The sequence below is a fragment of the Pseudobythopirellula maris genome (assembly GCF_007859945.1).
GTDB classification, from domain to species: domain Bacteria; phylum Planctomycetota; class Planctomycetia; order Pirellulales; family Lacipirellulaceae; genus Pseudobythopirellula; species Pseudobythopirellula maris.
In genome coordinates, this window is the sequence record NZ_SJPQ01000003.1 from 272,993 (window position 1) to 299,526 (window position 26,534).

The 26,534-nt window shown below is 67.4% G+C and carries 23 protein-coding genes; 13 read left to right on the forward strand and 10 right to left on the reverse strand.

All coding sequences use genetic code 11. From position 1 onward, the window contains the following. From cyoE to Mal64_RS13945, 4 genes are all read right to left on the reverse strand, one after another. Complete coding sequence (cyoE, locus tag Mal64_RS13930) at positions 1 to 915, reverse strand: heme o synthase (RefSeq protein ID WP_146401280.1); 915 nt, start codon at positions 913 to 915, stop codon at positions 1 to 3. Continuing rightward, positions 912 to 2,003 carry a COX15/CtaA family protein gene (locus tag Mal64_RS13935; protein WP_146401282.1) on the reverse strand — a complete coding sequence of 364 codons (1,092 nt, stop codon included), beginning with the start codon at positions 2,001 to 2,003 and terminating at the stop codon, positions 912 to 914. Before Mal64_RS13935 ends, cyoE begins: the two co-directional genes overlap by 4 nt. A gap of 57 nt (positions 2,004 to 2,060) precedes the next feature. Beyond that, positions 2,061 to 3,110 carry a cytochrome c gene (locus tag Mal64_RS13940; protein ID WP_197525766.1) on the reverse strand — a complete coding sequence of 350 codons (1,050 nt, stop codon included), beginning with the start codon at positions 3,108 to 3,110 and terminating at the stop codon, positions 2,061 to 2,063. A gap of 243 nt (positions 3,111 to 3,353) precedes the next feature. Further along, positions 3,354 to 4,130 carry a hypothetical protein gene (locus Mal64_RS13945; protein ID WP_146401286.1) on the reverse strand — a complete coding sequence of 259 codons (777 nt, stop codon included), beginning with the start codon at positions 4,128 to 4,130 and terminating at the stop codon, positions 3,354 to 3,356. Positions 4,131 to 4,305: 175 nt separating this feature from the next. Between Mal64_RS13945 and purD the strand changes: the two genes are divergently transcribed. The 7 genes from purD to Mal64_RS13980 all read left to right on the forward strand — a co-directional run bounded on the left by purD (position 4,306) and on the right by Mal64_RS13980 (position 12,950). Then, complete coding sequence (purD, locus tag Mal64_RS13950) at positions 4,306 to 5,595, forward strand: phosphoribosylamine--glycine ligase (protein WP_146401288.1); 1,290 nt, start codon at positions 4,306 to 4,308, stop codon at positions 5,593 to 5,595. 381 nt (positions 5,596 to 5,976) lie between these two features. After that, positions 5,977 to 6,243 carry a hypothetical protein gene (locus Mal64_RS13955; protein WP_146401290.1) on the forward strand — a complete coding sequence of 89 codons (267 nt, stop codon included), beginning with the start codon at positions 5,977 to 5,979 and terminating at the stop codon, positions 6,241 to 6,243. Positions 6,244 to 6,329: 86 nt separating this feature from the next. Then, the gene (locus Mal64_RS13960) at positions 6,330 to 6,671 is read left to right on the forward strand and encodes a hypothetical protein (RefSeq protein WP_146401292.1); all 342 of its coding nucleotides are present in this window, start codon (positions 6,330 to 6,332) and stop codon (positions 6,669 to 6,671) included. A gap of 310 nt (positions 6,672 to 6,981) precedes the next feature. Next, positions 6,982 to 7,305, forward strand: a complete 324-nt coding sequence (locus Mal64_RS13965) for a hypothetical protein (RefSeq protein WP_146401294.1) — start codon at positions 6,982 to 6,984, stop codon at positions 7,303 to 7,305. 205 nt (positions 7,306 to 7,510) lie between these two features. After that, on the forward strand, positions 7,511 to 10,870 hold the full coding sequence (locus Mal64_RS13970; RefSeq protein ID WP_197525767.1) for an ABC transporter permease: 3,360 nt from the start codon (positions 7,511 to 7,513) through the stop codon (positions 10,868 to 10,870). A 194-nt stretch (positions 10,871 to 11,064) separates the two neighbouring features. Then, positions 11,065 to 12,201 carry a hypothetical protein gene (locus tag Mal64_RS13975; RefSeq protein WP_146401298.1) on the forward strand — a complete coding sequence of 379 codons (1,137 nt, stop codon included), beginning with the start codon at positions 11,065 to 11,067 and terminating at the stop codon, positions 12,199 to 12,201. Continuing rightward, on the forward strand, positions 12,198 to 12,950 hold the full coding sequence (locus Mal64_RS13980) for an AAA family ATPase (RefSeq protein ID WP_146401300.1): 753 nt from the start codon (positions 12,198 to 12,200) through the stop codon (positions 12,948 to 12,950). Before Mal64_RS13975 ends, Mal64_RS13980 begins: the two co-directional genes overlap by 4 nt. 23 nt (positions 12,951 to 12,973) lie before the next feature. On the opposite strand, the gene Mal64_RS13985 is transcribed toward Mal64_RS13980, so the two are convergent. Both Mal64_RS13985 and queC read right to left on the reverse strand, forming a co-directional pair. After that, positions 12,974 to 13,681 (reverse strand): 7-carboxy-7-deazaguanine synthase QueE, encoded by a 708-nt coding sequence (locus Mal64_RS13985; protein WP_146401301.1) that lies wholly within the window; start codon positions 13,679 to 13,681, stop codon positions 12,974 to 12,976. Positions 13,682 to 13,798: 117 nt separating this feature from the next. Continuing rightward, positions 13,799 to 14,515, reverse strand: a complete 717-nt coding sequence (gene queC / locus Mal64_RS13990; RefSeq protein WP_146401303.1) for a 7-cyano-7-deazaguanine synthase QueC — start codon at positions 14,513 to 14,515, stop codon at positions 13,799 to 13,801. A 129-nt stretch (positions 14,516 to 14,644) separates the two neighbouring features. Between queC and queF the strand changes: the two genes are divergently transcribed. Together queF and Mal64_RS14000 are read left to right on the forward strand one after the other, a co-directional pair. Further along, entirely contained in the window at positions 14,645 to 15,013 is a 369-nt protein-coding gene (gene queF / locus Mal64_RS13995; RefSeq protein ID WP_146401305.1) for a preQ(1) synthase, read from the forward strand. Between the two features lie 43 nt (positions 15,014 to 15,056). Then, positions 15,057 to 16,064 carry a sugar phosphate isomerase/epimerase family protein gene (locus Mal64_RS14000; RefSeq protein ID WP_146401308.1) on the forward strand — a complete coding sequence of 336 codons (1,008 nt, stop codon included), beginning with the start codon at positions 15,057 to 15,059 and terminating at the stop codon, positions 16,062 to 16,064. A 25-nt stretch (positions 16,065 to 16,089) separates the two neighbouring features. Here the strand turns inward: Mal64_RS14000 and Mal64_RS14005 are convergent, their stop codons facing one another. Continuing rightward, the gene (locus tag Mal64_RS14005) at positions 16,090 to 19,434 is read right to left on the reverse strand and encodes an FHA domain-containing protein (protein WP_146401310.1); all 3,345 of its coding nucleotides are present in this window, start codon (positions 19,432 to 19,434) and stop codon (positions 16,090 to 16,092) included. 599 nt (positions 19,435 to 20,033) lie between these two features. Between Mal64_RS14005 and Mal64_RS14010 the strand changes: the two genes are divergently transcribed. Both Mal64_RS14010 and Mal64_RS14015 read left to right on the forward strand, forming a co-directional pair. Then, complete coding sequence (locus tag Mal64_RS14010; protein ID WP_146401312.1) at positions 20,034 to 20,477, forward strand: TraR/DksA family transcriptional regulator; 444 nt, start codon at positions 20,034 to 20,036, stop codon at positions 20,475 to 20,477. A gap of 151 nt (positions 20,478 to 20,628) precedes the next feature. Further along, positions 20,629 to 21,858 carry a S1C family serine protease gene (locus Mal64_RS14015; RefSeq protein WP_146401314.1) on the forward strand — a complete coding sequence of 410 codons (1,230 nt, stop codon included), beginning with the start codon at positions 20,629 to 20,631 and terminating at the stop codon, positions 21,856 to 21,858. Positions 21,859 to 21,920: 62 nt separating this feature from the next. Here the strand turns inward: Mal64_RS14015 and Mal64_RS14020 are convergent, their stop codons facing one another. Both Mal64_RS14020 and Mal64_RS14025 read right to left on the reverse strand, forming a co-directional pair. Next, a complete protein-coding gene (locus Mal64_RS14020) occupies positions 21,921 to 22,856 on the reverse strand; it encodes a PEP-CTERM sorting domain-containing protein (RefSeq protein WP_146401316.1) in 936 nt (311 codons plus the stop codon). Positions 22,857 to 22,964: 108 nt separating this feature from the next. Continuing rightward, positions 22,965 to 23,894, reverse strand: coding sequence for a nucleoside hydrolase (locus Mal64_RS14025; RefSeq protein ID WP_146401318.1), 930 nt, complete (start codon positions 23,892 to 23,894; stop codon positions 22,965 to 22,967). Between the two features lie 203 nt (positions 23,895 to 24,097). On the opposite strand from Mal64_RS14025, the gene trpD reads away from it, so the two are divergent. Continuing rightward, a complete protein-coding gene (gene trpD / locus Mal64_RS14030; protein WP_146401320.1) occupies positions 24,098 to 25,147 on the forward strand; it encodes an anthranilate phosphoribosyltransferase in 1,050 nt (349 codons plus the stop codon). 153 nt (positions 25,148 to 25,300) lie between these two features. Further along, complete coding sequence (locus Mal64_RS14035; protein ID WP_146401322.1) at positions 25,301 to 25,510, forward strand: hypothetical protein; 210 nt, start codon at positions 25,301 to 25,303, stop codon at positions 25,508 to 25,510. A 12-nt stretch (positions 25,511 to 25,522) separates the two neighbouring features. On the opposite strand, the gene Mal64_RS14040 is transcribed toward Mal64_RS14035, so the two are convergent. After that, a complete protein-coding gene (locus tag Mal64_RS14040) occupies positions 25,523 to 26,275 on the reverse strand; it encodes a response regulator transcription factor (RefSeq protein WP_146401324.1) in 753 nt (250 codons plus the stop codon). Positions 26,276 to 26,534: the final 259 nt, after the last annotated feature.

Consider the following 26,534-nt stretch of genomic DNA (forward strand, 5'->3'; position numbering starts at 1 on the left):
TCAAACCCCGGCCAGCCACAAACCGAAGAGCCACAACGGCACGTACAGCAGGCTCACCCGCAGCAGCCGCCGGGCGGTGCGGTCGTTGCGGTCGGCCAGGAACGCCGAGGAGGCGTTCTGCAGCAGGGCCCACGCCAGCAACGCGAAGACGAAGTACACGACCCCGTCGATCGTGCGCGACGAGATCAGCGGCAACAGGCTCACCGGCAGCAGCAACGCCGAGCCGACCACGGCCTGTGCTCCGGCCCACTTGCCGCTGGGATCGAGAACGGGCGACATGTGGTAGCCGGCCGCGGTGTAGTCTTCGCGGCAGAGCCAGGCGATCGCCATGAAGTGGGGGAACTGCCAGATGTACATCACGCCGAACAGCGCGAGCGCGACGCCGTTCCACGCCCCCCCGCCCGCACACCAGCCGACCAAGATCGGCAGCGCGCCGCTCACGGCGCCCACGGCGGTGTTGGTCCACGAGCGGGTCTTCAGCGGCGTGTAGCAAGCGACGTAAACAAACCAGCTCGCCAAGGCGAGGATCGCAGTCGGCCAACCGGCAGCGATCGTCATCAGCACCGCGCCAAGCGCACAGCTGGTGAGGCCGAAGGTGAGCACCTCGGCGGGCGAGAGCCGGCCGGCCGGCAGCGGGCGGTCGGCCGTGCGCACCATCAGGCCGTCGAGCTCGCGCTCGAGCCACATGTTGATCGCGTTCGCGCTGGCGGCGACGAGCCCCACGCCGAGCGACACGCCAAACAGCATGCCCAGGCCCCAGGGGCCGCCGGCGGCGCCGTAGCCCGAAGCCATGTGCAGCGTGGCGACGATCGCCACGAGCTCAAGCACGACGATCCGCGGCTTGGTCAGCTCGACGTAATCGGCAAGGCGCTCGCGTAGGCCCGACCGCTCGGCGGCGAGGGTGGCGGTGCTCATGGGGAGGCCTCTGGCGGGTGGGACGGGGAGGGAATGGGGATCGTTTCGGATTGGGTCGCCGGGGCGGGCTGGCCGCGTGACGACTCGGCGGCGCCGCTGGCGAGCAATGCCCGGCGGCGGCCCCAGCAGACGGCGGCGTTGGCCGTCGATAGCCCCAGCAGCAGGGAGCCGCCGGCGCCGTGGAAAGTGACCCGGTGCGTCGCCCACCAGCCGCCCACCCGGTGGGCCTCCATGGTAGCGGGCGCGATCGTCTTGGCCCAGCGGGGCAATCCGTACTTCGTCTGCCAAGTTGCGGCGCCCAGGTAAACCTGGAACAGCAGCAGGATCACCATCCGCCGGGCGACGAGCTTCACCGCCGCCGGCCGGTCGGGCTCGCCCCGCGACCGCAAGTAGAACCACACGACCGCCATCGCGACGGTCGCGGCGCCCAGCAGGTGCAGCTTGATGTGCATGGCGAACGACGCGAACGTCGAGCTGGCCGACACGTGCCGCACGGCGGCTCCCAGCGTCAGCTGGAAGTACACGACCGCCGGCAGGGCGATCGCCAGCCGCGCCAGCCGGCCGGCGGCGTGGTGCTCGGCGGTGATCTCGGCGCCCGGCGAGGAGTTCCTCCGCCAGCGCGGCGTGGAGCAGACCGCCAGGAACACGGTAAGCGCGAAGAACAGCGGCCCGGTGCAGCCGTGGATCATCGCCAAGAAGCGGGCGTTCTCGGTGACCCGCAGCCCGCCGAGCACCCCTTGGGCGATCACCAGCAAGACCGCCGCCACGCCGAGCCGTCGCATCCAGCGCCGGTCGTCGCAACGGTAGAGCAGCACGGCGAGCAGGATCGTCACCATCCCCACGCCCGAGGCGAGCAGACGATGGCCATGCTCGATGAACAGGTCCCACGGGCCGTAGAGCCAGGCGTTCCAAGGGTAGAGGAACAGGTTGTAGCCGTAGGTGCTCGGCCAATCCGGCACCGCCATGCCGGCGTCAGTGGTGGTCACGAGACCGCCGACCCACAGCAGCGGGAACGTCGCGCAGCAGAGCAGCCAAGCGACCCGGGGCGGCCAGGGGGAGAAGCTCGGCGTTGAGTTTTTGTTACCCATAAAAAGCGGCCCACGAATACGCGCGGATGAATCGCGAATACTCAGGAATTCAAACCCTTATTCGTTCTTATCTGCGCTGACCGGTGGGCTCCCAACTTCTGCGAGCGAGGCGACATAGGCCGCCAGCTCCCAGATCTCGTTGTCGCTCAACGCGCCGCTCGCCTCGCCTTCGGTCGGCCCCACGGCGGGCATCGGCGCGCCGGCGACGCCCTGGTGGACGCGGCGGTACAGGTCGATCGGCTCTTCGCCGCCGCGCAGCGAGCCGGGCGTGATCGGCCCCGGCGCCGCGGTCACGGGGGGCAACGCCGTGGCGAGCGCCGCCCGCTCGTCGTCGGTCTCGGCCTTGAGGGCCGCTTCGCGGCGCTCGCGGCTCCAGACGTCGTAGTCGTCGAGCGACACCGCGCCGCTCGCCACGAGCCCCTCGCCCTCGGCGCCGTGGCACTTTGCGCAACCGGCGCGCTCGCCGTGGAACAGATCGTGCCCCGCGGCAAGATGCTCGGCGTTCATCCAATCGGATGGCTCCTCGGCCACGAGCACGCGCTGCGGCGCCTCGCGCCACGCCTCGACGATCGGCGAGAGCAGTTGCTCGACCAGACCGTCATCGATCGCTTCGCCGGGGCCCAGTTCCTCGGCGACGAACCACGCGAGTTCGCGTTCCAGCTGGCCGCGGATCGCCAGGTACTTCACGTACTCGACGAGCGTCGCGCGTTCCGTTTCGGCCACGAGCTCGAACGACGGCATCGCCGTGCCCGGCACGCCGCGTTGCAAGACGCCGAGCAAGTCGCCGGTGGTCGGCGGCCGGTTGCGGTAGGTCGATTTCCACTTGAACACCCCGCGGCGGAGGTCGCGTGGGTAAGGGTCTTGGTAAAGCGAGGTCGGCCCGGCGCCGTCGCCGCTGAGGCCGTGGCAATCGGCGCAGTGGCGGCGGTAGAGCCCCAGCGTGACGCCCGCCTCGTGGCTCACCACCGGCCCTGCCGCCTGACGCAGCAGCTCCAGGTCGAGCAATCCCTCGGCGGCCGGCGGCAGCCGCGGCTCGTCGGGGGCGCCGAAGGCGCGCTCTAAGGCGGAGGCGATTTGCCTCTGTTGGCCCGCTGTCAGTCCGTGCAAAACGCCGAGCACGGGGTCGCTACGAAACTCAGCCTCGCGGGGTTGGCAACCTGCGAGTAAAGAGAATACGAGCAGCAGGCCGAACGCGCACACCCACCGACGATCACGCTGAATGACGGTCAATCGGAACTGAGGCGACAAAGGGTCGTGGCGCAGGGGTAAGCGGCGACGGCAGGCGGGCGGCTGGTACATCGTAGGCGAAACGCCCCCCCAGGGCCGGCCCCCTGCGGCGATTTGACGCGTCTACTCGAGCGACGCTCCATCGACCCGCAGCTCGCCGAGCCGTGTCTCGCCGCCAGCTGTGATGCGGATCGTCGCCCGGCCGAGGCGGTCGGTCGTAGGGCCCTCGGTAAAGGTGGCGCCCGCCAAGTAGCCGGTCTCGTGCCAGAACTGGAATCGCCACTCGCCCGCCGGCAGATGGTCGATGCGGAAAGCGCCATCCTCGGCGGTGAGGGTCATGTAGGGGTCGTCGCGCACCAGCACGTAGCCTCGCATGAACGGGTGGATGTTGCAGGCCAGCGGCGTCGGCGTGCCCTCCCCTTCGTCGAGCTGCAACGTGCGGGTGGCCCCGGCGGCGACCACCAGGTTGAAAGCCCCGTTGCGGCGGAACGGGGCGTTCACGTTGTGTGTCGTCGGGTCGGTGTTCTTCAGCAGCAGCGATTGCCCGGCCCTGACGAGCGACACCCGCGGCCGGAACGAGCAACCGGCGTTGTCGACCTCGACCGGCGCAGCCGGCAAAGCGGCCAAGTCGGGGTGGACGGGCGGCTCGGCGCCCCGCACCGGTCGCAGATAAACAAGCGCATTCAGCAGGCCCCCCTCGCTCCCGACCAGCACCCGCTCGTCCACCGGTTTGGCGTCGATGCAGCAGCGGTCGTTCTTGGGGGTGATCGCCACGGGCGCCGGCGCCTCGCCCACCACGACGATCCGGCCCGACAGAGCCCCCCAGCCGGCGGTTTCCTGGGCGTGGGCAGCCGCAGCGAGCACCAGCAGGGCGGCGGTGACGGCGGGATAAAATCGCATCTCGGTATCCGGCTTGTTGCTTAGGGGGCGGCTATTTCTACGGTACTCCCCCCGGTGCGCCGGGTTAAGCCAGGTCTGCCGGCGAAGCCGCGCTTCTTCACGCGGGGGCCCCCAAAGCCTACGATGCCGGGCTCGGATTCCCCTCAGAAATACGACCCCCTAAGCAGCGGCGACGATGAAGGTATTGGTAGTTGGCGGCGGCGGACGCGAACACGCCCTGGCGTGGAAGATCGCCCAGAGCAAGCGGGTCGACACGGTGTTCGTGGCCCCCGGCAACGCCGGCACGGCGACCGAAACGGGCCTGCCGATCGAGAACGTCGATCTGAAAGACAGCGACACCGCCGGCCTTGTGGCCTACGCCAAGGCGAACGACGTCGGTCTCACCGTCGTTGGTCCCGAGGCGCCGCTCACGGCCGGATTGGTCGACGCCCTCCAGGCCGAGGGCCTGCGGGCGTTCGGGCCGTCCAAGGCGGCCGCCGAGCTCGAAGGGAGCAAGGTCTTCTGCAAAGACCTGCTGCGCCACGCCGATGTGCCGTCGGGCGACTACAAGACGTTCCGCCACCAAGAGGACGCCGTGACGTACCTCGAGGAGCGTGAGGACGAGCCGGTTGTGGTCAAAGCCGACGGCCTGGCCGCCGGCAAAGGGGTGATCGTCTGCGACACCCGCCGGCAGGCGCTCGACGCGGTCGAACGAATCGCGGGAGCCAAGGAGTTCGGCTCGGCCGGCGACCGGCTCATCATCGAGGAGCGGCTCAACGGGCACGAGGCGAGCGTGCTGGCGATCACCGACGGGCGATCGATCATCACCCTGCCGCCGGCCCAAGACCACAAGCCGGCCCACGACGGCGACACCGGCCCCAACACCGGCGGCATGGGCGCCTACTGCCCCACGCCGCTGGTCGACGCCGCTCTCTTGGAGCGCGTCGAGGAGCAGGTGCTCGTCCCCACGGTGCACCACATGAAGCGCGCCCGCCGGCCGTTCCGTGGCGTGCTCTACGCCGGGCTGATGATCACCAAGCAGGGCCCCAAGGTGCTGGAGTACAACGTCCGGCTGGGCGACCCCGAGTGCCAGCCGCTGCTGATGCGGCTGAAGTCGGACATCGTCGACCTGCTCGAGGCGACCGTCGACGGCCGGCTCGACGAGTTGGGCGGCCTGGAGTGGGACCCCCGCCCGGCCGTTTGTGTGGTGATGGCGAGCGAGGGCTACCCGGGCGACTACGAGAAGGGCCACGTGATCCGCGGACTCGAAGAAGCCGCCAAATTGCCCGACGTGAAAGTGTTCCACGCCGGCACGAAGCTGATCGACGGCTCGGTCGTGAACACCGGCGGGCGGGTGCTGGGCGTCACGGCCCTGGGCGACACGATCTCGGCCGCGAAGCTGGGCGCCTACAAGGGCGTCAAGTGCATCCGCTGGCAAGGCGCCTGGTGCCGTAAAGACATATCTGACAAGGCGTTGGGGTACTAAGCGGATCGCTGTTGCGTCGGCTTAGCCGGCGATCTACGGTCGCTGGAGATGGCGGGCCGTTTGTGCGCATCCGGCGGCCGCAGGCCGTTGGCATGCGGCTCTTGCCAAATATCTTCGCACTTTTGGGGCGCCGGAGCCGTATACTTCTAAATAAGGTCCTTCCGCGCATTCGCTATGAAATCCCCGCTCCGCATCCTGACGAGACTGCTGCTCGCCGTCGCCCTGGCGACGCCGGCGTTGCCTCTGTACGCCTGCGCATGCGAGGGATGTGGCGCCGAGTCATCGGCAACGCCCGCAGCGCGGTCCTGCTGCTCCGACGCTAAGACCCCGTCTTGCTGCGCGTCGAAGCCCGCCAAACGCGGCTGCTGTAAAGCAGCCCCAATGCCCCATGCCCCCCAGGGCTGCGGGTCGCAAGACTGCGGCTGCGACAGTTGCGGCTGCTCCAACGCAAGCGACGCGACCCACACGCCTCTTGCGCCGGCGCCAGCGGCGCCTTCGGCAAGCGAATTGCTCGCCGGCTTCACGCCGATGACGCCCGACTGGCTGCTGCCCATCGCGTCGCTCCAAGGCGCGATTCTTTGCCCCCCGGCCGACGGCCACGCTGCGCCGCTCTCCCGACAGACGGACTTGTGTGTGTGGATCATTTGAGGGGAGCGTTGCGCGCTCATCTCATACCCCACACTCAAGGTGTCGCTTTTCTTTGGCGACCCGTCTTTAGTCAGGAGACTACTGCGATGAAAATTCTTGGATTGCTCGCCGTGCTGTCGTTCGGCGCCGCGGTTTTCGGCTTGTCGCCTACGTCGGCCGAAACCGCGGCCTGCTGCTGCGGTGAGAGCTGCGTCTGCGAGACCTGCGCTTGCGAGGGCGACGATTGCTGCGGCGACACGTGCTCTTGCGAGGGCTGCGCCTGTGGCGAGACCTGCACGGCGGACGCCGCCGCGTGTTGCTCCGCGACGAGCGACTGCGGCTGCTGTGGCGACGACTGCAAGTGCGAGAGCTGCTCGTGCTGCGAACAGGGCGCCTGCGCCGGCTGCGACGACGGCCAGTGCTCGTGTTCCGAATGCCAGTGCTCGTAACCTCTGTTGCCAACCGCTAGCGGTTGGCGCAACCCGCTGCGGCTTCCCGGCGCTTGTGGCCGGGAAGCCGCTTTTTTTACTCGATTGTTGGGCATCACACGCTACGAGGTCCCTCCGATCGGCTCATCGTGAGTTCTCCCACTCGCAACCGTATTTGCCTTTCTTGGCCGACTCACTAGCATGCCATTCAGGTGTAATATGCTTTGGATGGTGAGATCGAAGGATCTCAGCCGCGTGGCGATCCGTCGCCACGGCGCCACTGAATACTTACAGCCCCCTTTTCCCGCTTTCCCGCACACGGAGACGACCTATGAAATCATTGAACCTGCTGACGGCTCTCTGCATTGCTCTGTTCGGTCTGATGGCATCGCCCACCCTGGCCCAGGGCGCGACTTTCGAGCCGGTCCTCTGCGACGGCGGTGAGGGTTGCACCTGCGACAAAGACAGCGAAGACGAAGAAGAGGAGGAGAGCGAGTTCTCTCCTATCGCTTGCCCCGGCAGCGACTCCTGCGATTGCGACAAGGACAGCGAAGAAGAGGAAGAGGAGAGTGAGTTCTCCCCCATCGCCTGCCCCGGCAGCGACTCTTGCGATTGCGACAAGGACAGCGAAGAAGAGGAAGAGTCGGAGGAATAGGCGACCCTTCGTTTCCGCCGGCGCGTGATTGACGCTCAAGCCACCCGACGCGATGCGTCGGGTGGCTTTTTTTATCGGCTTGGCTATCGAACGCCTCGCCGCCCCATACGCCACGCCGAGGTTCGTTGCGTGGGGCGACCCCCGCGCGCTACGATGGCGTGCCCCCCTTCCCTGCCCCCTACTCCCTGACTCCTCGCCCCTCTGCATGACACCCTGGCGATACGCCCTTCGCAGCCTGTGGCAGTTCCGCCGTTCCAACACGGCGGTGGCGCTCGGCGTGGCCACGGCCGCGGCGGTGCTCACCGGGGCGCTCGTGGTGGGCGACTCGGTCCGCGGCAGCCTGCGCGATTTGACTCTTCAGCGCCTCGGCCGCGTCGACCACGCCGTTGTGGCCCGCCAACCGTTCCGTGCGGCGCTCGCTGACGAGCTCGTGGCGACCGAGGGTTTCGACGCACGCTTCGATGGCGCCGCCCCGGTGCTCTTGCTGCAGGCCTCGCTCACCAGCCGCCAAGACGGCCAGACACGTCGGGCGAATGACGTGCAGATCGTTGGCTGCGACGAGCGATTCTGGGCGTTCGACCCCCGCGGTGATGAGCAGCGTGGCCAAGGTGTTCGCCTCACACCGGCCGTGGCCGAGGAGCTCGGCGCCGCGGCGGGCGACGAGATCATGCTGCGATTGCCCACAGTCGAAGCGCTGCCGGCCGACAGCCCGTTGGGCGAGAAGACCGACACCACGGTCGGCCGACGCATGGCGATCGACGGGATCATCGCCGCCGAGGGGATCGCGCGGTTCTCGCTCGCCCCCACGCAGCTCGCGCCGCGCACCGTGTTCCTACCGCTCGAGCGGCTCCAGGAGCTGCTCGATCAGCAAGGCAAGGCGAACGCCCTGCTCATCGCCGCCGAAGAACCGACCGATCAACCGGCGACCGTGTGGCTCGAGCAAAACCTGAAGCCGCAACTCGCCGACTACGGCCTCTCGGTCGACACGCCGCGGGCGGGGTTGTTGCAGCTCGAATCGAACCAACTCGTGCTGCCGGAGGCGGTTGTCGACGCCGCCCGCACGGTCTTCGCCGACAGCGAGCCGCAGCCGGTGGTCACGTACCTGGCCAACTCAATCCTGGTGGGCGATCGCAGCACGCCCTACTCCACGGTTGCGGGTGTCGATTCGGTCGCGGGGATCGGTCCCCTGCTGGGAGACGACGGCGAGCCGATCGTGCTGGCCGACGACCAAGTCGCGATCAACCGCTGGACGGCCGACGACCTCGGCGCCGCGATCGGCGACCGAGTGACGATCCGCTATTACCGGCCCGAGAGCACGCACGGCGAACTCGTCGAGGCCGAGCCGGTCACACTGACCCTCTCAGCAATCGTCGGACTCACGGACGCCGAAGGCGAGCCCACAGCCGCGGCCGACCCGCGGCTCACGCCCCGGCTGGAGGGCGTGACCGACGCCGCATCGATCAACGACTGGGACTTGCCGTTCGAGCTCGTCGAAACGATCCGCACACAAGACGAGGACTACTGGGACGACCACTCGACCACGCCCAAGGCGTTCCTGTCGCACGCGCTGGCCGAGCGGCTCTGGACCACGCGTTGGGGAACCGACAGCCTGCTGCGTGTGGCGAGCGACGAGCCAGCCACGGCGGCCGGCGAGCGGCTCCGCGCGGCGATCAACCCGAAGGACCTCGGCCTCACGCCGACGCCGGTCAAGCGGCAAGGCCTCGCCGCCGCGAGCGGCGCCACGCCGTTCGACGTGCTGTTCCTGTTGTTCAGCATGTTCCTGATCGCCTCGGCCGTGATGCTGATCACGCTCCTGTTCCGGCTGGCGATCGACTCGCGCGCCCGCGAAGTCGGTCTGCTCGCGGCGATCGGTTTCCAGGAGAGCACGACGCGTCACTTGCTGCTGCGCGAGGCTTTGGTGGTGGCGGCCATCGGCTCGGCGGTGGGCGTCGCGGCGGGTGTCGGCTACGCGTGGCTGATGCTGTACGGGCTACGCACGGTGTGGATCGACGCGGTCGTCACGCCGTTCCTCGAACTGCACGCCACGCCGCGGTCGCTGGCGATCGGCCTGGTGGCGGGAGTCGCGATCGCGTGGCTCACGATCCGCCGCACGCTGGGCAAGGTCGTGGCGGCTCCGCCGCGGGCGTTGCTCGCCGGGCAGAGCCCCGGCGCGACGGCGCCGACCCGTCACGCGACACGCCGCGGCCTGTGGCTGCGGCTCGTGCTCCTGGCGGGTGCGATCGCCTGCGGCGTGGCGGGCGCCGGGCTCCGTGGCGAGGCGCAGGCGGGCGCCTTCTTCGGCAGCGGCGCCCTGCTGCTGGCCGCCGTCGTGTGGTCGATCCACGCCCTGCTCGGGCGCCGGGGCCCAACCCCCGCCGCCTTCGGCATGCGCCACCTCGTTCTGCGCAACATCTCGCGCAACCCGGGCCGCACGACGCTCTCGCTCGCGCTGACGGCGGCGGCGAGCTTCATGATCCTGGCGACCGGCGCGTTCCACCTCCCCCCGACCGACGAGGGAACGGGCGGCTTTGAGCTCGTCGCCGAGGCGGCGGCCCCGGTCCACTTTGACCTCGGCTCGCCGGAGGGGCGGCTCGAGCTCGGCTTCAGCACCAAAGACGAGGCGCTGATCGAGCGGTTTCGCGTCTTCCCCTTGCGTGTTCACGACGGCGAAGACGCCAGCTGTTTGAACCTCTACCAAACGACCCAGCCGCGAGTGCTCGGAGCGCCCCCCGCGTTGGTCGAGCGCGGCGGGTTCGTGTGGGCCGACAGCGCGGCGCCCGATGGGCAGAACCCGTGGGATTTGCTCGAGGCGGGCCCCGACGCCGAAGGCGCCTACCCCGTGGCGCTCGACTTCAACACCGCGATGTACGGCCTGAAGCTCTACGGAGGGGTCGGCTCGACGCTCACCATCCGCGACGCCGCCGACCAACCGGTCACACTGCGCGTGGTGGGATTGCTCAAGAACAGCATGCTGCAGGGCGACCTGCTGCTGGGCGAGAAGAACTTTCTCGACTTGTTCCCCGAGACCGCCGGCTCGCGGTTTTTCCTGATCGAATCCCGGGACTCGGCCGATGACCGAGTGGTCGGCGAGCTCGCCGACTTGCTCGAGGACCGGCTGAGCGACAACGGCCTCGACGCCGAGCCCGCACGCGAGCGGCTGGCCGGCTTCCTGGCGGTGCAAAACACCTACCTCGCCACGTTCCAATCGCTTGGCGGCTTGGGTCTGGTCCTTGGCGCCGTAGGATTAGCCGTGGCCCAGATGCGCAACTTGAGCGAGCGCCGCGGCGAACTGGCCCTGATGCGCTCGGCCGGCTTCACCACGGGTAAGCTGCAGTGGATGGTGCGTTCGGAGAACGTCCAGGTGCTTTTTCTCGGGCTCGTGGCCGGGTCGCTCGCCGCGGCGGTCGCCCTCGCGCCGGTGGCGCTGTCCCAAGGCGCCTCGTTGCCGTGGCGATCGATTCTGGGCCTCATGGGGGCGGTGCTGCTGACGGGCACGGTCACCGGCTACCTGGCGAGCGCCGCCGCCCTGCGTGCGCCGATCACACCGGCGTTGCGTGGCGATTAGGATTGGTGATCGTGCGAGATATGGGTTGCGGAATCGTATCGACCTAGGCCGTCCTGGAGCGGCCCGATCGGCGCCGCTTTGCCCCGCAATCAGCCGCTAGGTCTACGAACGCTTCGAACTCCGACGCTTACGGCTCGCCTGCGGCTGGACTACAGTGAGAGCCGCCCCGCGACCGCCCACCGGACACTCTCTTTATGAAAAACATCCTTTTTGTCATCGCCTCGTTCGGCGTCACGATCATCGCCTGGGGCCTGTACGGCCCGACGCTGCACATCGGGCAGCACGACATGTCGCTGGTGGACGGGGCCTTCGCCCGCTGGCGACCTTTCGTCTGTGTCGGCATGTCGTACTTCCTGATCGGCGTGCTCGTGCCGGCCGTGCTCCTCGCAACCAAGGGCGAGAAGGGGGCGTGGACCGTCAGCGGGGCGACGATGAGCCTGCTCGCCGGTGTGCTGGGCGCCCTCGGCGCATTGGGCATCGTGCTGGCGTTCACCTTCGGCGGCCGGCCCGAGGTGGTCATGCCGCTGGTCTTCGGCGGGGCGCCGGTGGTGAACTCGTTCATCACGATCTACATGGCGCGGAAGATGAAAGAGATCGGCCCGGTGTTCTTGGCCGGCCTCGTGATGGTGGTGCTCGGCGCCGTGACGGTGCTCACCTTCAAGCCGACGGCCCATCCCCCGCACCCGCCGGTGACGGCGGAAGTCGACGCCCTAGGCGAGGAGCAGCACGACAGCGTGGCCGACGAGATCGCCTCCGACGCGAAGCAAGCCGCCGTGGTTGGCAGCAGCGTCGTCTTCCAGATCTTGTCGATCGCGATGGTCGTCTGCTGCTGGGGTTCGTACGGCCCCTCGCTGCACCACGGCCAATCGGCGATGAAGGGGAGCCGCCTGCGGCCGCTGCTCTGTGTGGGACTCTCTTATTTTGCGATCGCGGTGCTGGTGCCCAACCTGCTGCTCAGCGTCGTGACGGTCGAGGCGAGCGAGTACAACCTCAGCGGCACGTTCTGGAGCCTGGCCGCCGGCGCCGCCGGCGCGATCGGCGCGCTGGGGATCATCATGGCGTTCAACTTCGGCGGCAAGCCGGTCTACGTGATGCCGCTCGTGTTCGGCGGGGCGCCGGTGGTGACCACTTTCGCCTCGATCCTCGGCACCGACGCGATGTCGCAGACCTCGCCGTTTCGGATGGCGATCTTCTTCGCCGGCCTGATGCTCGTGATCGCCGGATCGGCGATGGTGCTGGTGTTCGCCCCCAGGGGGGCGCCGCCCAAGCAGGCCGCGGCGACCGCTGCAGAGCCGGCCGAAAGCACGCCTATCGGCGACGCAGCAGAATGACCGCACGGTTCCTGCAACGAGTCAGTGCCGTCGCCGAACGGACGCCTAAATTCAAGGCCCACCCGTTCGACATACCGTTCGTTGTAGGTCTCGAACTTGAATTTGAGTCACCCGTAACGTTTTTCGTGGGAGAAAACGGCAGTGGTAAGTCGACGCTCCTCGAAGCCATCGCCGCCCTGGCCGAGTTACCCGCCAGTGGTGGAAGTAGGAACGAGGTGGATCAGGCGTTCGCCCCTGAGCACCAGAGCAAGTTGGCTCCCGCACTAAGGCCTTCCTTTCGAGAGAGGCCTCGCGATGGCTACTTCCTCCGCGCCGAGTTCTTGGCCCACTTCGCCTCGCTCTTGGATCAACGCAATGCTGACCCCGGCTTTGCGGGCGATGCCTATGGGCGCTACGGCGGCAAGTCGCTGCACAAGCAATCCCACGGCGAGGCGTTTCTCTCCGTGCTCAAGGAACGTGTGAAGTCTGGGCTCTTTCTGTTCGATGAGCCCGAAGTCGCCTTGTCGCCGCAGCGGCAGCTCGCGTTGTTGTTGCTGATGCACGAGCTTGTTGAAACGGGCGAGACACAATTTATCATCGCGACCCACTCACCGATACTACTGACCTTCCCTGGGGCGACGATCGTCTCCTTCGACGTAGCCGCTTTAAAGAAGGTCTCGCTCGAAGAAACATCCCACTATCGGCTGACAAAGGGGATCTTGGACAACCCGGCCGGCTACTGGCGCCACCTCACGAACGAAGGGCAATAAGTTTGAGCGGCAGAAGCGATTGATTACGTGCCGCGGGCGGCGCCGAACCACTCGATCTGCATCCGCGGGCAGTACTTGTAGCCCCGCTCCGCGCACGCCGGGCGCAGCCACTCGGCGCGTCGCTCGAGCTCTCCGGGCTCCACGCCCTGAGGCATCAGCAGCACGCGCTCGGGGTCGATCGCGGGGCCGCCGGCGGCGGCAATCAGGGCGAGCAGCTCTTCGACCTCGCCGAGTTCCTCCGCCTCGTCGACCACAAATTTCAGCTGGTAGGCGCCCGCGTGCTCGCGGATGAGTCGCCGCAGCACGTCGACCCGCAGACGGCTCCGCTCGTGGCGGCGGGCCCAGTGGGGGTGCTCTTCGACGGGCGGGGTCGAGCCGGCGAGCTTGGGGCTGATCGACATCAGGTCGCACGCCACGTCGAGGTGCAGCGTGCCGGCGGTCTCGATCGTCACCACGCGGCCCGCCGCGCGCAGGCGGTCGACGAGCGGGATCAGCTCGGCGAAGAGCATCGGCTCGCCGCCGGTGACGACCACGTCGCGGCAGTCCCACTCCTCGACCTCGGCGGCGATCTCGTCCACCGAGAGGTCCTTGCCCTCGGGCGCCCACGAGGCGTGCGGCGTGTCGCAGAACCAGCACCGCAGGTTGCACCCGCTGGCGCGCACGAACACGCTCGCCTCGCCGGTGCGTAGGCCTTCGCCTTGGATCGATTTGTAGATCTCAGCGATGCGGATGGGAGCGGCTAGGGGCTAGGGGCTAGGGGCTAGGGGCTAGGGGCTAGGGGCTAGGGGAAGGTTTGCTGACGATGAATCTTTGACTAGGGCCTTTCCCTAGTCCCTTGATCCTAGACCCTAACCCCTCTGGTACTCGATCGGGTCTTCGACGCCCGCTTCTTTGAAGCCCTTCAATCTTAACTGGCAGGCGTCGCAGCGGCCGCAGGCCGTGCCCGTCGCGCCCGGGCTGTAGCAGGTGTGCGTCAGGCCGTAGTCGACGCCCAGTTCCACGCCGCGGCGGACGATCTGGGCCTTGGTCATCTTGATCAGCGGGGCGTGCACACGGAAGGGCGCGCCGCCGCGTCCTTCGGAAGAATCGACGCCCGCCTTCGTGGCCAGGTTCGCCAGCCGCTCGAACGCCTCGACGAACTCGGGACGGCAGTCGGGGTAGCCGCTGTAGTCGACGGCGTTGACGCCGAGGAACAGGTCGCGGGCGCCCACGACCTCGGCGTAGCCAAGGGCGAGCGAGAGCATCACCGTGTTGCGGGCGGGCACGTAGGTGATCGGCACGCCGCCGGCCATCTCGTCGTCTGAGCGGTCCTGAGGCACGGCGAGATCGCTGGTGAGGGCGCTGCCGCCAAACGCTCCCATGCCGACCTCCACCGTGCGGTGCTCGGCCACGCTGGCGGCCTCGGCGACGCGGCGAGCCGCGTCGAGCTCGAAGCGGTGCCGCTGGCCGTAGTCGACGCTGAGGGCGTGCAGGCGGTAGCCCTCGCTGCGGGCGATCGCCGCCACGGTGGCCGAATCGAGCCCGCCCGAGAGGAGCAAGACCGCGTTTTGCGAATTCTCTGGCATATCGTTCTTTGCGGCGTGTGCGTTCGCCGGTCGGTCCTGTCCTCTGAATCCTCGCCCCTATCCCCTGCCTAAGCATGATGCCAGAATGCGGGCGGAAACAGCAACCGACCCCCACAGCTCCCACTGCCGATGACCGCCGACAATTCCTCGCCGCGCGACCTGCTCGAGACGTTCGACAACGAGTTCCCCGATCGCGAGTACAAGATCGAGATCGTGCAGCCGGAGTTCACGTCGCTCTGCCCCAAGACGGGCCAGCCCGACTTCGGCGTGGTGACCATCACCTACACGCCCGTGAAGAAGTGCGTTGAGCTCAAGAGCCTGAAGTTCTACCTGCAGGCGTACCGCACGCGGGGGATCTTCTACGAGCACATCACGAACACGATCCTCGACGACCTGGCCGCCGTCACCAAGCCGCAATGGATGAAGGTGGAGATCGCCTTCCACGCCCGCGGCGGCATCACGGAGACCGTGACCGCCGTGCACGCCTCGACGATGTGAGCCGGCGTCTCACTAGCCCCTAACTCCTAGCCCCCTTTTTTTCATGTCCACACCGCGCGTAATCCTCTCCGCCTTCGGCGACGAAGCGGCCAACAGCAAGCTCGCGGTCGAGCAGTTCGCCGCCCTCTCGGCCATCGGCTTGCAGTATTACAGCCTGCGGTTCATCGACCTGGGCGACGGCGTGAAGAACGTCATGGACCTCACCAAACGCGAGGTCGCCAAGCTGCGTCACCTGGAGGACGAGTACGGCATGAACGTCGCGTCGATCGGCTCGCCGATCGGCAAGGTGAAGCTGGTGAAAGAGGAGGACGGCACCAACAACAAGTACGTGCCGCTCAAGAAGTACCTGACCAAAGACGTGCAGCGCGCCTGCGACATGGCCCACGCGCTCGAGACGAAGCTGATCCGCGGGTTCTCGTTCTACCCGCCCAAGGGCGCCGACCCGAGCGAGTACCTCGAGCAGGCGGCCGACGCCTTGGGCCAGATCGCCGAAGTCTGCCACCGCAGCGACCTGACCTTCGGCCTGGAGGTTGAGGCGAACCTCGTGGGCCGCACCGGCCAGCTGATGGCCGAGCTGCACAAGAAGGTCAATCACCCGGCGATGGTCACGATCTTCGACGGCGGCAACATCGTCAGCCAGGGCTACAGCACCACCGAGTGCTACGAGCAGTACCTGGCGATGAAGCCGAGCCTCGGCTGGATGCACGTGAAGGACTTCCGCGACCCCGACCTGTCGCGCAGCGACCACGTGGACGAGGAGAAGCTCAAGCACTTTGTGCCCGCCGACCGGGGCGACTCGGCCCACGACCTGATATTCCGCGACCTGAAGGACCTGCTGCCGCGGCTGGAAAAGAAGCTCAAGCGGCGCGGCATCCCGGGCGTGTTCATCGATCTCGAGCCGCACCTGAAGGGGGGCGGCCAGTTCGGTGGGTTCAGCGGGCCCGACGGCATGGGCGTCGCCGTGCGGTCGCTCTGCCGGCTGCTCGACTACGCGGGGGTCGAGTACCACCTGCGTGACTTCGAAGACGTGCGCATGGCGCGTGGCTTCTGAGCCGGGGCCGTACGGCGCCGCGGGGTCAATCGGCGAGCTTCACGCCGCCCAACAGCCGCAGACCCGTCTTCAGCAGCCAGCCGCAGCCGATCAGGATCAGCGCCGCCGCGGCGTACATGTGCGCTGAAAAAACTTCAGTCGCCATCGTGGCGAGCAGGCAACCGAATCCGATCGACACGCCTCCAAGCCCCAGGTTCAGCGAGACCTTCTCGCGTCCCTTGTTGTGATCCGAGAGCGTGATCGCCTTGCGGGCCGATTGGTTGGCGAGCTGACGCAGTTGGTCCAAGGCGTCGGCCTTCTCCGGCGCCGGGCCGCCACGGAACTCGACCTTCGCCACGGCCGGCGGCTCGGCCGCGGCCACAGGCTCCGTTTCGACGGCATCCTCGGGCGCGCTGGTCTCCGATGGCGATGGCTTGCGAACCGGAGCGGGCGCCGGGGTGGGCGCCGGGGCGGCGGATTCGCCGCGGATGCGGGCCATCATCTTCGCCATGTAATCGTCGATCGACTCGTCGTCTTCGCCTCCCTTGTCGGTCGGCTCCGCAGCGCCCGCCCCGAGGGCCGCAGAGGGCTGCGGCGGCAACTGTGTGGCGGCCGGCGACGGCGTGCTGGCTTCCGCCTCGCCGTCTTCTTGCAGCAAATGGGCGTAGCGGTCGAGGTACGACTCAGGCTCGCTCTTCGTGTCCTCCTCTTGAGCCGGCTTTTCGGGAGCGGCGAACGGGTCAACGTAGCTTGCGCTCACGCCGCTCGGTTCGGTGGGCTCCTCGTCGTCGGTCGACCCTTCGATGGCGGGATCACTCGGCGCCTTAACCTCGTCAGCAATAGCAGGCTCGGACGGATCGGTCTCGGCGCCATTGACCGGGGCTTCGTGAGCCGGTTCGGCGGCCACGGCGTTCTCGCTGTCGGAGGGCCAGCGGCTCAGATCCTCGCCGTCGGCGATGCTCGCAAAGTGTTTCCCGTGCGGCGCATCGCTCGACGCGGCTTCGACAGTCGGCTCGCTGGCAGGCTCGCTGCTGAGGTTACCGCCGGGCTCATGGGCGAACGTTTCCTCTGTTTGATCGCTTGACTGCGCCTCAAGCTCACCAGTCGGCTCCGGCTCTTGGGCGGGCGCTGGCTCTTGGGCGAGCGCCGGCAAGGATTCTTGCTCGGCAAAATCGGTGGCGGCAGGCGACGCCTCCGCGGCGGCTTGCTTTTCGATTCCCCACAGATCGCTCGTGTCGCCCCATGTGTCGGCGATTTCGCCGGGTGATTCGGCTTCGGTTGCGGCGGGCGCCGACTCGGCCGCTTGCGTTACAGCAACCTCAGGAGCTTCTGGCACGATGGGCGGCTGATCGGACGCGTCTGCTTGCGTCTCGCTAGCGACACCCCAGACCGCTTCACTCGGTCGCCGTGCGTCGAAACCGGTTTCGGTATCGGCCGCAGCAACTTCCACGGCGTCAGCCCCCGCAGTTCCCTCCGGAGCAACCTCTGCCGCTTCGACTGGTTTGGCCAGCCAATCGGCCGATGATGCATCCGCCTCGGGCTGCGGCGCCGTCGATCCCTCGGGGCTCATGCCCCACAGATCGGCGGTCGAGTGCGGATCGCTCTCCGGCGTCGAACTCGGACCTGCCACGTTTTGATCGGTTGTGCTTTGATCGGCTGCATCTTCAGCGTGGAACTGCTCTTCGGAGTCGTGCGACGTTGCGTTCGACTCGCTGGCGTAGGTATCCGCGGGCTCGACTTCGCTCGGCAAGAACGCGTCGGCAGCCGCGGTCTCGGACAACGCCTCGGGCGGCGTTTCGATCGGCTCGCGAATCGCTTCCGCCATGGCGTCGAGCTCTGCTTGCGCGTCGGCCAACCGACAGCCTGCGTCCTCGGCTTCTTGCTGTGCTGCGGTCAGCTGTTGTTCGAGCAGCGTGCAGCGATCGTGGAGCAGGCCGATCGCCTCGGCCGCCTCGCCGCTGGCGATTTGGTGATCCGATAGCTTGGCGGTGAGGTCGGCGACAACCTGACGCTCGCGTCTTAGCGCTGCGGCCAAGCTCCGCGCCCGGGATCGGGTCGTCGCGACTCTCTCCGACCAATGGGCTTCGAGCAGTTTCTGTTGCTCGTCGTCGACAGGCGGCGCAGCGACGACGGCCGAAGGCTCGTCGTCGGTCTCGGTCTCGAGCGGGTCGGTGTCGGCGAGCTTCGCTTTCCGTTGGTTGGTTTCGGTCTCGTCGTCTTCCAACGCCTGCGAGGACACCGGGTCGGTTTGCGAAGCGATGGGCGGGTCCACCGCCAACGATTCGTGAATCGCCGTAAACCAGGCCGAGGCTTCCATCAGGTCGGTCGACTCATCGGCCTGCGTTTCGGCGCCCGAAGGCGCCGGCGGCGTGGCTGCATCCAGCGGTTCAGACGCGGCGATCGCGTCGAGGCTCGGTGCGATCGATTCCGCGGCCGGCGGAGTGGCGACGATCGGCGCCGACTCGACTGGGAGCTCGTTGCTCACGACAGGATTGCTTGGCGACCAAGGCTTCAGCAGCCGCTCAGGAACCGCCACCCGGGTAGGGCGGACTTCCTGCGGTTGGGAGGCCGCGTCGAAGGTGGTATCGCCGGGGGCTTCGCTTAGCTGGAGCGACTCGGCGCGCGGTTCGGCCTCTTCGTAAGCGGCGGGATCAACGCTTGCGTCGGGCTGCTGAGGGGGCTCAGCGACTGGCTGAGCCGCATCGATGTTCGTAGACCAATCGCTGTGGCCCCAATCGCAATGGCCCCAGTCGGTGATCGATTCATCCACCGGCGTTTCAGCCAGGATCTCTTCCTGGGGTTCTTCGGGCTGCTCCGCTTCGCTCGCACCGACGGAAGTTGCCTCGACGTCTGCTTGAGGAAGAGCGTCAGAATCGTCGGGCGCGGCTTGCCCGCCTACCGCTGCCTCGTGCGCCGTGTTCTCGTGCGCCGTGTTCTCGGGCGCCGTTGCCTCGTGCTGTTCCTTATTCTGCTCCTCGGCAAGGGACTCTTCGGCGAACACCTCGGCCGTTTCGGCGAACCCCTCCCTCGCATCGGGGTCCTCTTGTTCGATGATCTCGACCGTCATCTCGCCCACCGACAGGCGGTCGCCCAGGGCGATCGGCGACTCGGTGAACGATTGGCCGTTGAGCAAGGTTCCGCTCGCCCAGCGACGGACGACCGGGCCTTGGTCGGTCGGGGTCACCACGCAATGCAGCGGTTTGAGACCCGGGCCACGCAGTCGGAGCGAGCATCGCGGTCCCGAGCCAATGGTCACGACTTGGTCGAGGGCCCACACAGGCGACTCGGCGCCGCAGGCGTCTTGGCCCTGTGCGTCGTAGGCCTTCAGGCCCAGCCGAGCGGCGGCGCTTGGGAGCGTGATCTCGGCTGAGGGAATTAGGGTGCAGCTCATGGTAGCAAGCGACGGCGCTAGTTCGGTGGGGGGGGCGTGCAAGGATTAGCGCGCAATGGACTAGGGGGATTTAGCTCGCTGATCGTGACCGGTCAAAAGACGACTGGTCAAAAAACGGGCGCCGGCGGTGGACTCCGAACCGACGCTTTGCCCAGAAAATCGACTTGTTGCAGCGAAATTGACGGTTAGTAAAGCGGGGCGCCACAAAACCCCCACTGCTTCGGCGACAGCTTGTCGGGTCGCCGCAATGGCGTGGCTGGGCTCTTGGAGCAAGAGCCCGTCAGGATGGGAAGGCGTTTCGGGGAATCCTTGTGAATTCTTAGGGAATACTAAAACCCCCTGGGCTTTGCCGCGTACTATATTTCGGTTGACGGCCTTGGCGTCCCTTGGGGCGGTGGAGGCCGCATCCCCCGTGCGAGCAATAACTTAGGCTGGACGGGCGAATGCTCTTTTGAATACCGCGGCCCCGATGGCCGCACACCTACTCCGGAACAGACACCGAGTTCCCCCGCCGCGAGACGGCCCCCTTCCGACGACCCAGCGGAAGCGGCCGGTCCCGGGGCAAACGACGGGATACTCCAAGACGAAGGCGCCCTCCCATGGCACGCAAAGACACGATCATCAAGATGCGCGACATCTTGGTCCGCCGACGCGACGCGCTCCGCAAAGCGCTCGCCGGCGACTTGAGCCTGCTCAAGCAATTGCCCGAGCAGACCGGTAGCGACGTGGTCGACGCCGCCCTGGACGCCTCGCAAGACGAGATCAGCTCGAAGCTCGCCGAAGTCGAGAGCCGCGAGTTGGGCAACATCGAACGCGCGTTGCAGCGCATGAACGAAGGGACCTACGGCCACTGCGAGGTCTGCACCGAGAAGATCCCGGTGGTCCGGCTCAACGCCCTGCCCTACGCCACGATGTGCATCGCTTGCCAGCAGGCCGACGAAGAGGGCCGGCTCGAAGAACGCCGTGTGAACGATTGGAGCAAAGTCGTCGATACCGGCTTTACCGACACAAACGTCTCGGTCAACGATTTCGAGATGCAGTAATCGGTTCCGGCAGCCGAAAACAGAGCCCCGGCTTTTGATGCGGGGCCTTTCACCACGCTATGCTAAGGAGGGAGCGAGCCGCCAGGCGCGCCCCTCCTTTTTTTGTACCGCCTCGCCCCAGCCCGCTCCGGTTTTGAAGCCCCACCCCCTCATGCACCACGCCTTGCAACGCCGCCGAACGCCCTCGTGGCTTTCGGCGCTAGGCCCGGCGGCTTGCCTGGCGGCGGGGCTCGCGGCGGGGATCGCGCCCGCGGTGGCCACGGCGCAGCGGGCGCCGGGCACGACCGCACTGCCGGCCCTCAGCGGCCGGCCGATGCCGATCAGCAACGCTGGCGCCAGTCTCTCGGCCGAGCAACGCGGCTACGAGTACGACGCCCTGGCCCACGACACGCGACTGCTCGAGCAACAACTCGGGCTCATCAAGCGCGTCGTGCGGCTCGTCACCCCCGCGGTGGTGCACATCGAGGCCCGCCCGCTCCGTGAGTACCGGGTGCGCTCGGACCTGCAAGAGGCGGGGTCGGGCGTGGTGGTGGAGTTGGGCGGCCGGCCTTATGTGCTCACCAACCGCCACGTCATCAAGCACTCCTCCGAGCCGCACATCCGTGTGCAACTGGCCGACGGCCAGGTCGTGAACCCCACGAAGATGTGGTCTGACAAAGACACCGACATCGCGGTCCTATCGCTGGGCGGCGTTTCGCTCGACGGCGTGAGTCTCGCCGCGGTCCGGCTGGGCGACAGCTCGACGATCGAGATCGGCGAGTTCGTGCTGGCGGTCGGCAGCCCGTTCGGGCTGAGCCAGAGCGTCACGCTGGGCATCATCAGCGCCAAGGGCCGTTACAATCTCGACCTCGGCGACGGCGACGTGAAGTACCAGAACTTCCTGCAGACCGACGCCGCCATCAACCCCGGCAACTCGGGCGGGCCGCTCATCAACTTGCGGGGCGAGGTGATCGGCCTGAACACGGCGATCGCCAGCAGCAGCGGCGGCAACGAGGGGATCGGTTTCTCAATCCCGATCAACGTCGCGGTGCGGATCGCCAGCCAATTGGTCGACACCGGCCAGGTGCGGCGCGGCTTCCTGGGCGTGCAGCTCGACGGCTACTTCGACGACAAGCAGGCGCGGGCCGTGGGCCTGCCCCGGCTCACCGGCGCCCGGGTCAAGAACGTGCGCCACAGCACGCCCGCCGAGCGCGCCCACCTGCTGCCAGACGACGTGATCCTCAGCTACGACGGCGTTCGGGTCGAGGACGACGAGCACCTGGTTGGGCTCGTGAAACTCACCGAGATCGGCAGGCGGATCGAGCTGATCGTGTTCCGCGACGGGCAGCCGGTGCGGGCCACGGTCATGATCGGCGACGAGCGGGAAGACAGGGGCTCTTGAGGCGCCCCCCGCATCGCCCGCTTTAGTTCGTTACTTCTACGGCGAGTTCTTAGCCAAGCTGCTCAGCGAACCTCTGCGATGCGACGGCGGCGCCTCATGGCGGCCATCGCGAGGCCCGGCAGTGCGAGCATGAGTGCGGAAGGCTCGGGGACCTTGGCGAGCGGCAGCTCACGCAGAAACTCGCCCATGTAGCGCAGGTGCGCCAGGTGGGCGTCGCCATCGGCGCCCTCGGCGCCCCACAACCGGAAGCCGCCGCTTTGGGCCTCGCGGTAGAAACGCAGGTCGCCGAGCCCGTCGCGGTCGACCGGCGAGGCCGCCACGCCAAGGTGCGCGAGCAACTCGTCGCCGGTCTCTGCGGTGTTCTCGTAGGTGTGGGTCAGCACGCGGGAGTGGCTGAACAGGAGTGTTTTAGCGCCTTGCTGGGCGAGCGTCGCGTAGGTCTTGTAATCGGCCATCTGCGAGTCGAGCGGCGTGCCGTCGCTCGCCGTGGAGGCGTAGAGCGAGTCGGCCGCCAGCACCCCGTCGATCTGATCCCGATAGCCCGATTGCTTGAGGATTTCGCGCACAGCGCCGTAGCCCGCGCTGAACGACGAGACCCCCACACGATCCCATTCGAGGTTGTCTGAGAAATCGTCGAGGGCGCGCAGCTTGTTGAGCGATTCGCCCAGCAGCGAGCCGAACAGCCGGCGGTTGGTAAAGGGCCCCGTGTAAGCGCTCGACAGGCCGCTGTAATTGACCGTGAGCACGACCGCGTTGAGCCGCGCGTAGGCGGCGTTGTTCCAAACGGTCTGCGGGTCGCCATGGAAGTGGACCAGCAGGTCGGCCACGCCGCCGCGGTCCTGGTAGTCGTCAGGGACGAAGAGCTTCCAGGCGGGCTGGCTCAGCGCAATCTGCCGGCCGGTAGCCGCGGGCAGCTGGGCCCGCGCGTCTGCAGCCGGGGCGAGCACCAAGGCGAACGCGGCGTACGCCAAGCAACGGGCAACTGTTGGTCGAACCAAGCCTTCAACTCCTCGGGGGGCGAGTTTTCCTCCAAGACTGCCGTCCATCGTAATCGATGGCGCCCCCCGACGCCCGCGCCACGCCTTCACGCGGCGGCTACCCGCTTCTCAGGTCGCTCGCTCAAGCGTCTCGTACAGGTAGCCGCGCAGCTCCTCGAGCTCCACGTCGAGCGCCACCTCCACGTTCGGCACCTCGCCGGGCGCCTTGCGGCGATCGAACACCGTGGCGCCGTGCGTCAGCTCGCCCATGGTCTCGACGTCGCCGTACATCGGCTCGGTGGTGAACCACTCCGGGTGCGACGCCATGGCCACGGCGGCCACGTCGTGCATGTAAACGCCCTCCATGCCGAACTGCTGGCGGTGCACCCGGTAAAACGGGGGCAAGATCTGCGAGAGAAAGTCCGCCGTCCGGGTGCCGAGCCCTTTGAGAAGCTCCATCAGGTCGTAGTCCACGACGAAGCGCTGCGTCACGTCGAGCGGGACGACCGTCTTGGCGAGGCTCGATCCGTACACCGCCTTGGCGGCTTCGGCGTTGCAGAACACGTTGAATTCGGCGGCCGGTGTGATGTTGCCTCCTGCCGCGACCGAGCCGCCCAGGGTCACGACCCGGCCGATCTGCTCCACCACTTCCGGCTCGTAGCGCAAGGCGGCCGCCAGGTTGCTGAGCGGGCCGGTGCAAACGATCGTCACTTCCTTGGGCGCCTGGCGCACCTCTTCGGCGATCACCTTGATCGCCGGGTGCCGGTTCGCCAATTCCACCGTGGGGGGCTCGGCGCCCCCCAGCCCCTTGGCGCCGTGCAGGTCGCGTGCGTCGGCTCGCAGCACGAGCTGCGGATCGGCGGCGCCGATCCGGGGCCAACGTAGCGGATCGACTTGCTCGATAATCGCCTGCGTGTTGAGCGTCGCCTGGCGGGCGTCGACGTTGCCCCCCGTGGCCGTGACGGCCACCACCTCCAGTCGGGGGTCGGCAAGCGCTACGCAGAGCGCCACGGCGTCGTCCACGCCCGGGTCGATGTCGAGAATCACTTTACGCGTCATGCTGATCCTTGCGGTAAACTCGTGTACCAGCGATTGGCGAACGCCCGAAAGAGCCGCGCTGGGGAGACCATCGCTGGGGCGGCGAGCCGACGCGCCCCGCCGGCTTCCCGCCCCCGCTTGCTTCTTTTATCTTGCACTTGGTGGCCGGATGCAACGCCGGGGCCTACCGACCCGCACTCCTCCGTACGGAACACACGCACCCGATGCCCCCCATCCAGCACGATTTCCTCGCCCTTTTAGGCCGCGTATCGGCAGGTGAGAACCTTTCGCAAGAGGAAATGGCGGCGGCTGTCGACCACCTCATGGAGGGCGCCGCCAGCGATGAGCAGATCGCCATGCTGCTCACCGCCCTGGCCCACAAAGGTGAGACCGTCGACGAGGTGGCCGGCGCCGCCGAGTCGATGCGCCGCCACATGACCCCCCTGCGGACCACCCGCACCGACTTGGTCGACACGTGCGGCACCGGCGGGGGCGGCTCGACCACGTTCAACGTGAGCACCACCGCCGCCTTGGTGGCCGCCGCCGCCGGCGCCAATGTCGCCAAGCACGGCAACCGCAGCGTCACGAGCCGCACCGGCTCGGCCGACGTGCTCGCCGAGCTGGGCGTCAACATCGAGGCGACCGTCCCGCAGGTCGAGGCGTGCCTCGACCAACTCGGGGTCTGCTTCTGCTACGCCCCGCTGATGCACCCCGCCATGCGGCACGTGGGGGCGGTACGCAAGCAGCTGGGCATCCGCACGATCTTCAACGTGCTCGGCCCGCTGGCCAATCCCGCTGGGGCGCGGCGCCAGTTGCTCGGCGCCGGCCGGCCCGAGCTGCGTCCCCTTCTGGCGGGCGCCATCGCCCGCCTGGGGACCGATCACACGCTGGTGGTGAGCGGTGATGACGGGCTGGGAGACGTCACGATCACCGGAGGCACGCGTGTATCCGATGTGCGCTGCGACGCCTCGGGAAAAGCCGAGCTGAAAGAGTTCTCTTGGACGCCCGAAGATTTCGGCGTCGATCGCGGCGGGGCCGCGGGGATCGAGGTCGAGGGGCCCGAGCATTCGGCGGCCGTGATTCGCAAGATCCTCAAAGGCGCTCCCGGCGCGGCGCGCGACATCGTGGTGCTCAACGCCGCCGCCACGCTGATCGTTGCGGGCCTCGAAAAAGATCCCCGCGCCGCCGGCCGCCGCGCGTCTGAAGCGATTGACACCGGCGCCACGGCCGACCTGCTAGCGGCGTTAGCGACTCTTTCGCACGCCCCTGCCTGAGCGGAATCGCAAGCGCCGTAGGGCCTTACGTCAATCCGCCCGCAACCAAAGCGATTCTCCCGAACCGCCGCATGGGGTGGGGCGTACCAGGGTCATGCGCTGTGGCGACATCGCGTCGCCCGGCGGATTACAATGCTCTTAAGGAGAAGCGCCATGCCAGTCCAAACCGCCAAGCGTGCTGTTCAGCAAGCCGCCCTCGGAGCGCGTCGTGCGGCGGGCCTCGCCCGCGGCCTCACCCTCGCTTGCCAAGAGGTCCGTTCCGATTGGGGACCCGAAGAGATCATCCAGCGTCAAGCTCGGGCGATCGCGATGCAACACCAGCTGTTCGGCCGCTTGGTCACCGCGCCGCGTACGGCGAAGTGATGACTACGCCAATCAGCGGGCAGCGGTGTCGGCCGAATCCTTCGACTCGGCCCTGAGCGGCTTATGGCGACCGGAGATAAGCCCATGAGCGCCTGAGCCGTTACGCCAAATCAGCTCATTGAGCACACGGTACTGGGCGTATTTAGCGATCGCATCGCTCGAAGAGACCGCGCCGAGTTTCTTGATAATCTTCGCCCGGTCTCCTTCGATGGTCCGCTCCGAGACTTTCAAGACTCGCGCGATCGACCTGTTGAGCAAGCCCTCGCTGATCTTCTCGATAACGGCCTTTTCGCGTTCGCTCAGCAAGGCGACTGCGTTGCGAAGGCGGTCAAGCCTGGTGACCATCTCCACCTGCTTGCGGTCGGCCTCGATCGCCTCGTGGATCGCAAGCCCCAACTGGCTAGGCGATACGGGGTCTTCGACCACCGTGACCGCGACCCCTTCCATGAAGCTGACGACTAGCGGCAAGTCGAAGAACCCGCTCCTGGCGATCACTGGCGGAGGACAAGGGCTTTCACCGATGCGCCGGAGCAACTCGATTCCGTTGCTGCCCGCCAAGAGATGCCCCAACACCACACAAGCGGGCCTGTCGACCGGCCCCGAGGTTTCGCATGCCTCGAGGTATTGTTCCCCGGAAGAGTACGCATCACAGCCGAATCCCAAGGACTCGACGAGCGACTCGGTGGAGCGTCGAACGCCTTCATCGGCATCTACGACGTAGACCATCGGCCCATTGAACTGATTAGACTGGGCTTGCTGAATCACGAGGATCTCCCTGTGACCACCCCCGACAGGGGGGTAGCCATGGTTAACTGGTCAGAGGTGTGTGGCGAAACGCGACAGGCGGGATCAATCGTCGCGGCCATGCTTACGGCGAGACTGTCGTGGCGGACTCAAGGTTTTTTGTGCCTGGCGGGCGCAGTAGCCCACAGGCATTCGCTTCTCGTGCCCTGTGAGACACGATTGGTGATTCCGCACACATATAGAGCACCCCACGCCGGGCCAAGATTACGCCTTCTCCCGT

Coding starts and splice junctions, on each gene's coding strand:
- Mal64_RS13970 (WP_197525767.1), top strand. CDS start 7,511: ATGACACCCTGGCGATACGCCCTTCGCAGCCTGTGGCAGTTCCGCCGT.
- trpD (WP_146401320.1), top strand. CDS start 24,098: ATGCCCCCCATCCAGCACGATTTCCTCGCCCTTTTAGGCCGCGTATCG.
- Mal64_RS13955 (WP_146401290.1), top strand. CDS start 5,977: ATGCCCCATGCCCCCCAGGGCTGCGGGTCGCAAGACTGCGGCTGCGAC.
- queC (WP_146401303.1), bottom strand. CDS start 14,515: ATGCCAGAGAATTCGCAAAACGCGGTCTTGCTCCTCTCGGGCGGGCTC.
- Mal64_RS14025 (WP_146401318.1), bottom strand. CDS start 23,894: ATGACGCGTAAAGTGATTCTCGACATCGACCCGGGCGTGGACGACGCC.
- Mal64_RS13965 (WP_146401294.1), top strand. CDS start 6,982: ATGAAATCATTGAACCTGCTGACGGCTCTCTGCATTGCTCTGTTCGGT.
- Mal64_RS13960 (WP_146401292.1), top strand. CDS start 6,330: ATGAAAATTCTTGGATTGCTCGCCGTGCTGTCGTTCGGCGCCGCGGTT.
- Mal64_RS14005 (WP_146401310.1), bottom strand. CDS start 19,434: ATGAGCTGCACCCTAATTCCCTCAGCCGAGATCACGCTCCCAAGCGCC.
- queF (WP_146401305.1), top strand. CDS start 14,645: ATGACCGCCGACAATTCCTCGCCGCGCGACCTGCTCGAGACGTTCGAC.
- Mal64_RS14015 (WP_146401314.1), top strand. CDS start 20,629: ATGCACCACGCCTTGCAACGCCGCCGAACGCCCTCGTGGCTTTCGGCG.
- Mal64_RS13945 (WP_146401286.1), bottom strand. CDS start 4,130: ATGCGATTTTATCCCGCCGTCACCGCCGCCCTGCTGGTGCTCGCTGCG.
- purD (WP_146401288.1), top strand. CDS start 4,306: ATGAAGGTATTGGTAGTTGGCGGCGGCGGACGCGAACACGCCCTGGCG.
- Mal64_RS14035 (WP_146401322.1), top strand. CDS start 25,301: ATGCCAGTCCAAACCGCCAAGCGTGCTGTTCAGCAAGCCGCCCTCGGA.
- Mal64_RS14010 (WP_146401312.1), top strand. CDS start 20,034: ATGGCACGCAAAGACACGATCATCAAGATGCGCGACATCTTGGTCCGC.
- Mal64_RS14000 (WP_146401308.1), top strand. CDS start 15,057: ATGTCCACACCGCGCGTAATCCTCTCCGCCTTCGGCGACGAAGCGGCC.
- Mal64_RS13975 (WP_146401298.1), top strand. CDS start 11,065: ATGAAAAACATCCTTTTTGTCATCGCCTCGTTCGGCGTCACGATCATC.
- cyoE (WP_146401280.1), bottom strand. CDS start 915: ATGAGCACCGCCACCCTCGCCGCCGAGCGGTCGGGCCTACGCGAGCGC.
- Mal64_RS13980 (WP_146401300.1), top strand. CDS start 12,198: ATGACCGCACGGTTCCTGCAACGAGTCAGTGCCGTCGCCGAACGGACG.
- Mal64_RS13935 (WP_146401282.1), bottom strand. CDS start 2,003: ATGGGTAACAAAAACTCAACGCCGAGCTTCTCCCCCTGGCCGCCCCGG.